Below are 6,000 nucleotides of genomic sequence, written 5' to 3'. Positions count from 1 at the left end.
AGGCAGTAGGCAGTAGGCAGTAGGCAGTAGGCAGTAGGCAGTAGGCAGTAGGCAGTAGGCAGTAGGCAGTAGGTGTCCTGTTTCCCTACTGCCTACTGCCTAAGCCCTACTCCCTTGCTGCTGTTAAGCAGCGAGATCCCGCAGCACGTACTGCAAGATGCCGCCATTCTTGAAGTAGTCGAGCTCGTCCAGCGTATCGATGCGGCAGACGATCGGCACGTTCTTCACCGTGCCGTCGCCGAAGGTCACCTTGGCGACCATCTTCTGGCGCGGCTTGATCGTGTCCAGGCCGTCGATCTCGACCAGCTCGTCGCCCTTCAAATTGAGCGAGGCCCATGAGGTGCCGTCCTCGAAGACAAAGGGGATGACGCCCATGCCGACCAGATTGGAGCGGTGGATGCGCTCGAAGGACTGGGCGATGACGGCGCGGACACCAAGGAGATTCGTTCCCTTGGCCGCCCAGTCGCGCGAGGAGCCGTTGCCGTATTCGACGCCGGCGAAGATCACCAGCGGCACGCCTTCCTGCTTGTATTTCATGGCGGCGTCGTAGATCGACATCTCCTCCTTCGAAGGATAGTGGATCGTGTAGCCGCCTTCGCGGCCGTTCTCGCCCAGCATGTGGTTGCGGATGCGGATGTTGGCGAAGGTGCCGCGCATCATCACCTCATGATTGCCGCGCCGCGTGCCGTACTGGTTGAAGTCGGCGACGCCGACGCCATGCTCGGTGAGATACTTGCCGGCCGGCGAAGCGGCCTTGATCGAACCGGCCGGCGAGATGTGGTCGGTGGTGATCTTGTCACCGAAGAGACCGAGCACCCGCGCGCCCTTGATGTCGCCGATCTTGCCGAAGGCGCGGCCCATGCCGGCGAAATAGGGCGGGTTCTGCACATAGGTCGAGTGGTCGTCCCAGGCGTAAGTCTGGCCTTCCGGTACCTTGACCTTCTGCCAATAGGCGTCGCCCTTGAAGACGTCGGCATATTTGCGGGCGAACAGCTCGCGGGTGACGTTCTTCTCGATGAACTCCTGGATCTCGGACGATGTCGGCCAGATGTCCTTGAGATAGACCGGCCTGCCGTCGCTGCCCTCGCCGAGCGGCTCGGTCGTCAGATCCCTGGTCACCGTGCCGGCCAGCGCATGCGCGACCACGAGCGGCGGCGAAGCGAGGTAGTTCGCCTGCACGTCCGGAGAGACGCGGCCTTCGAAGTTGCGGTTGCCGGAAAGCACGGCCGCGGCGATCAGGCCCTTGTCGTTGATGGTCTTCGAGATCGGCGCCGGCAGCGGGCCGGAATTGCCGATGCAGGTGGTGCAGCCGAAGCCGACCAGGTTGAAGCCGATCTGGTCAAGCTCCTTCTGCAGGCCGGACTTTTCGAGATATTCGGCCACCACCTGGCTGCCGGGAGCGAGCGAGGTTTTCACCCACGGCTTCTGCTTCAGGCCGCGGCGGTTGGCGTTGCGGGCCAAGAGGCCTGCGCCGATCAGCACGCTCGGGTTAGAGGTGTTGGTGCAGGAGGTGATGGCTGCGATGACGACGTCGCCATGGCCAAGATCGTGATCGGTGCCTTCGACGGCGTAGCGCTTGGAAATCTCGGCGGCCTTCTTGTATTCGGTCTCCATCGCCTTGGCGAAGCCGGCGGGGATGTCCTGCAGGGCGACGCGGCCTTCCGGGCGCTTCGGGCCGGCCATCGACGGCACGACGTCGCCGAGGTCGAGCTCGAGCAGGTCGGTGAAGATCGGATCGGCCGAGCCGACGTCGCGCCACATGCCTTGCGCCTTGGAATAGGCTTCGACCAGCGCGATGCGGTTCTCGTCGCGGCCGGACATGGTCAGATAGCGGATGGTCTCCGAATCGACCGGGAAGAAGCCGCAGGTCGCCCCATATTCCGGCGCCATGTTGCCGATGGTGGCCCGATCGGCCAGCGTCATGTTGGAAAGGCCGGGGCCGAAGAACTCGACGAACTTGCCGACGACGCCCTTCTTGCGCAGCATCTGGGTGACGGTGAGCACCAGGTCGGTGGCGGTGACGCCTTCCTTGAGCCTGCCGGTGAGGCGGAAGCCGATGACCTCGGGCAAAAGCATGGAGACCGGCTGGCCGAGCATCGCGGCCTCGGCCTCGATGCCGCCGACGCCCCAGCCCAACACGCCGAGACCGTTGATCATGGTGGTGTGCGAATCGGTGCCGACGCAGGTGTCGGGATAGGCGACGGTTTCGCCGTCCTCCGAATTGGTCCACACGACCTGGCCGAGATATTCGAGGTTGACCTGGTGGCAGATGCCGGTGCCGGGCGGCACGACCCGGAAATTGCGGAAGGCCTGCTGGCCCCATTTGAGGAATCTGTATCGCTCTTCGTTGCGCTCATATTCGAGCTCGACATTGCGCGCGAAGGCCATCGGCGTGCCGAACTCGTCGACGATGACGGAGTGGTCGATGACGAGATCGACCGGCACCAGTGGATTGATCTTTTCCGGGTCGCCGCCGAGCGCCTTGATGCCGTCGCGCATGGCGGCGAGGTCGACGACGGCCGGAACGCCGGTGAAATCCTGCATCAGCACGCGGGCCGGGCGATAGGCGATCTCGACGCCGGCGGTGCCCTTGTCGGTCAGCCAGGCGGCGACCGCCTGGATTGATTCCCTGGTAACCGAGCGGCCATCCTCGTTGCGCAGCAGGTTCTCCAGCAGCACCTTCATCGAATAAGGCAGCCGGGCGATGCCGGTGAGGCCGTTCTTCTCGGCCTCAACGAGGTCGAAATAAACATAGTCCGCGCCACCTGCGGTCAGGGTGCGGCGGCAATTGAAACTGTCGAGGGATTTCGTCACGGCGATCCGTCCTTGTCTGTTCAGCCTGAAAGGGAACGGACGCCGTTGGCATGCAATCACGCGCAAAGGTGCGGGTACGGCCATTTCCGCTGTCCGCTCCCAAGCAACCCGAGCCGTTCAAGGCGGCGCGTGCGCTGGTTCGGCGCTAATTCTGATCCCGCGCCGACCGCTGGCACGGATGAACCGCATATAGAGAATTTCCCGGAATAGTTCTAGACAGTCGAAAGACGAATTTGCGTGAGGCGGCAAGCGCCGCGAAACGGTGCTTTCGGGACGGGCAAGAATGCGGCTGATCGCCGAAAATCTGGGCGGCGAGCGCGGCGGCGAGACGGTTTTCTCCAATATCGGCTTCGCGCTGGAAAAAGGCGAGGCGCTCATCGTCACCGGGCCGAACGGCGCGGGCAAATCGACGCTGCTGAGAATCGTCGCCGGGCTGCTGCCGGCCGCCGGAGGCAAGGTGCTTGTCGAGGGCGGCGGCGAGGCTTTCCCGACGGTCGCCTCGGCTTCGCATTATCTCGGCCATCTCAACGCAATGAAGACGGCGCTCAGCGTCCAGGAGAATCTCGGCTTCTGGTGCGCCTTCCAGGGCGAGCCGGGGCTGGACGTCGAAGAGGCGCTGGAGACGGTGGCGCTCGGCGGTCTCGGGCATCTGCCCTTCGGCTATCTATCGACGGGGCAGAGGCGACGCGCGTCGATCGCCAAGCTTTTGGTCAGCCGTCGGCCCGTCTGGCTCTTGGACGAGCCGACGGCGGGGTTGGACAAAGCTTCGGAGGAACGGTTCGCGGGGCTGATGCGGGGCCATCTTGACGATGGGGGGATCGTGGTTGCGGCGACGCATCTGCCGCTGGGGCTGGAAGGGGCGAAGGTGTTGAGGATGGGCGATTGATGTCGGCGCGAGGCACCCCCCTCTGCCCTGCCGGGCATCTCCCCCTCAAGGGGGGAGATCAGCAGCTCAGGCGCCCCATTTGCCTTGCTACGCTGGAGATTGGCGAAAGCCGAGGCGACATCCAATCTCCCCCCTTGAGGGGGAGATGGCCGGCAGGCCAGAGAGGGGGGCCTGGGCGCGGGCATCTCAAATCATGCTAGCCCTCTTCCTCCGCGACATGCGCCTTTCCATCCGTGCCGGCGGCGGGGCACTGATCGGCGTGATTTTTTTCCTCGCCGTCATCGTCACCATCCCGTTCGGCGTCGGTCCCGATCTCAACCTCCTGTCGCGCATCGGCCCGGCCATCCTGTGGATCGCCGCCCTGCTTGCCTGCCTGCTCGGGCTCGACCGCCTCTTCCAGGCCGACCGTGAGGACGGCTCGCTGGATCTCCTGGTGCTGAACGGCGACCGCCATATGCTGGCGCTGACGGTGCTGACGAAATGCCTGGCGCACTGGACGGGCAGCGTGCTGCCGCTGGTGGTCGCGGCACCTCTGCTCGGCCTGTTCATGAATATGGCGCCGCTGGGCATCGGCGCCACGGCGCTCACGCTTCTCGTCGGCACGCCGGCCATCACCTTCATCGGCGCGGCAGGCGCCGCGGTGGCGGTGGCGCTGCCGCGCGGCGGATTGCTTATTTCGGTGCTGGTGCTGCCTTTGACCATTCCGGTGCTGATCTTCGGCGTTTCGGCAAGCTATGGCGCGGTGGCCGCTCCGGCGCCGTTCCTGCAGCCTTTCCTCATTCTTGCCGCGCTGACGCTGTTTCTTGCGGTGCTCGGTCCACTGGCGGCAGCGCTGGCGTTGCGGCACGGGACGGATTGAGGCGACGAAGACGTTGCCTCACTGCGGCACCGCGGCAAATTGCGGACCGGCCGACGCGGGGTTATGGAAAGACATGATCGGAACGGTTGACATGGCTACGAGCAGGGAGCGGTCGCTATGAGCGCGCACGCCCTGTTCGTCACTGCCGCCTATGCCATCACCGCCGTTGTGCTGGCCGGACTGATCGGCTGGATCCTGCTCGACCAGCGGGCGCGCAGGCGTGAGCTTGCGGCACTTGAAGCGGCCGGGGTGCGGCGGCGTTCCGACAAGGCCGTCAAGCCGTGAGCCTCGAAACCGAAGCGCCGCACCGCCGCCTGTTTGTGCTTCTGCCGCTCTTGGTGTTCCTGGGGTTGGCGGGGCTGTTCCTGTCGCAACTTCTCTCGGGCCGCGACACCTCGGAAATCCCCTCGGCGCTGATCGGCCTGCCGGCGCCGCAGACCGACTTGCCGCCGCTCGAAGGGAAGAGCCTGCCGGGACTCGCGTCAAAAGACTTTACCGGCAAGGTGACGCTGGTCAACGTGTTCGCGTCCTGGTGCGCGCCGTGCCGCGAGGAGCATCCGGTGCTGCTGGGCCTGTCGCAGGACAAGCGCTTCACGCTCGCCGCGCTGAACTACAAGGACCAGCCGGAAAACGCCCGCCGCTTCCTTGGCGAGCTCGGCAATCCGTATCAGGCGATCGGCGTCGATCCGGCCGGACGCGCGGCGATCGACTGGGGCGTCTACGGCGTGCCGGAAACCTTCGTTATTGGCAAGGACGGCAAAATCGCCTACAAGCATGTCGGGCCGCTGACGCCGGAGTCGGCGCGGGACCTGCTGCTGCCGCAGATCGAGAAAGCGCTGTCGGCGCCGGGCTGAGGCGCCTCCCGTCCGTCGTCATTCTAGGGTTCTTGACCGCGGGGTTCTACGATCAACGTAACGGAATGGATTCTAGGGTCTGCGCTGCGTCGCTTCGACTGGCGCTTGTGGGCGCGCGTGCCTGCACCGCTGCGGCGCTCGAAGGTCACGGCATGGATCCTCGGGTCAAGCCCGAGGATGACGAAAGCGTCGAAGCTCAGCCGTAGATCTGCTTGTGGATCTGGTAGAGCATTTCCGAACGGTCGGCGCGCAGATCGGCGAGATCGCGGCTGGACAGGTTCTCGATTTCGGCGACGAGGCGGTTGTAGTGACGGCGCTTGGCGATGCTGGCGCGGGCGCGGGAGACAAGATTGTCGAACATGACAGGGTTCCTTTCATGCCGCATTGGCGCGGCCGGTTGTTCCTCCCTGACGATTGCGAGCATGACATAGGAATGGTGCGTTGCAAAAGAAAGATGTTGCAATGCACCATTGCAACCAGCGCATAGCCGGTTAACCGCAAGCTAACGGGCCATGCGTCCAGCGTGGCATACAAGACCGGTCCGCTTCACGCAGTTCTCATCCGTTTTGTCATACAAATTGCTGGCG

General features: G+C 64.5%; 6 protein-coding genes. 4 read left to right on the top strand and 2 right to left on the bottom strand.

Translation table 11 applies throughout. The features are described 5' to 3' along the window. Window positions 1-123: 123 nt before the first annotated feature. Window positions 124-2,814 carry an aconitate hydratase AcnA gene (gene acnA, locus LB529_RS27300; RefSeq protein ID WP_224712820.1) on the bottom strand — a complete coding sequence of 897 codons (2,691 nt, stop codon included), beginning with the start codon at window positions 2,812-2,814 and terminating at the stop codon, window positions 124-126. 283 nt (window positions 2,815-3,097) lie between these two features. Between acnA and ccmA the strand changes: the two genes are divergently transcribed. From ccmA to LB529_RS27280, 4 genes are all read left to right on the top strand, one after another. Then, window positions 3,098-3,700, top strand: a complete 603-nt coding sequence (ccmA, locus tag LB529_RS27295) for a heme ABC exporter ATP-binding protein CcmA (protein ID WP_224712819.1) — start codon at window positions 3,098-3,100, stop codon at window positions 3,698-3,700. 193 nt (window positions 3,701-3,893) lie between these two features. Continuing rightward, a complete protein-coding gene (gene ccmB / locus LB529_RS27290) occupies window positions 3,894-4,559 on the top strand; it encodes a heme exporter protein CcmB (RefSeq protein ID WP_224712818.1) in 666 nt (221 codons plus the stop codon). Window positions 4,560-4,676: 117 nt separating this feature from the next. Beyond that, on the top strand, window positions 4,677-4,844 hold the full coding sequence (gene ccmD / locus LB529_RS27285; protein ID WP_140700683.1) for a heme exporter protein CcmD: 168 nt from the start codon (window positions 4,677-4,679) through the stop codon (window positions 4,842-4,844). Further along, entirely contained in the window at window positions 4,841-5,413 is a 573-nt protein-coding gene (locus LB529_RS27280; protein WP_224712817.1) for a DsbE family thiol:disulfide interchange protein, read from the top strand. The genes ccmD and LB529_RS27280 overlap by 4 nt, the downstream gene beginning before the upstream one ends. Window positions 5,414-5,609: 196 nt before the next feature. Here LB529_RS27280 and LB529_RS27275 read toward each other — a convergent pair whose 3' ends face one another. Further along, the gene (locus LB529_RS27275; protein WP_224532113.1) at window positions 5,610-5,774 is read right to left on the bottom strand and encodes a hypothetical protein; all 165 of its coding nucleotides are present in this window, start codon (window positions 5,772-5,774) and stop codon (window positions 5,610-5,612) included. Window positions 5,775-6,000 lie beyond the last annotated feature (226 nt).

Source organism: Mesorhizobium sp. CA5, from assembly GCF_020165105.1.
Classification (GTDB): Bacteria; Pseudomonadota; Alphaproteobacteria; order Rhizobiales; family Rhizobiaceae; genus Mesorhizobium.
This window is presented reverse-complemented; position numbering and strand designations above follow the sequence as displayed.

Coding starts and splice junctions, on each gene's coding strand:
- ccmB (WP_224712818.1), top strand. CDS start 3,894: ATGCTAGCCCTCTTCCTCCGCGACATGCGCCTTTCCATCCGTGCCGGC.
- LB529_RS27275 (WP_224532113.1), bottom strand. CDS start 5,774: ATGTTCGACAATCTTGTCTCCCGCGCCCGCGCCAGCATCGCCAAGCGC.
- ccmD (WP_140700683.1), top strand. CDS start 4,677: ATGAGCGCGCACGCCCTGTTCGTCACTGCCGCCTATGCCATCACCGCC.
- ccmA (WP_224712819.1), top strand. CDS start 3,098: ATGCGGCTGATCGCCGAAAATCTGGGCGGCGAGCGCGGCGGCGAGACG.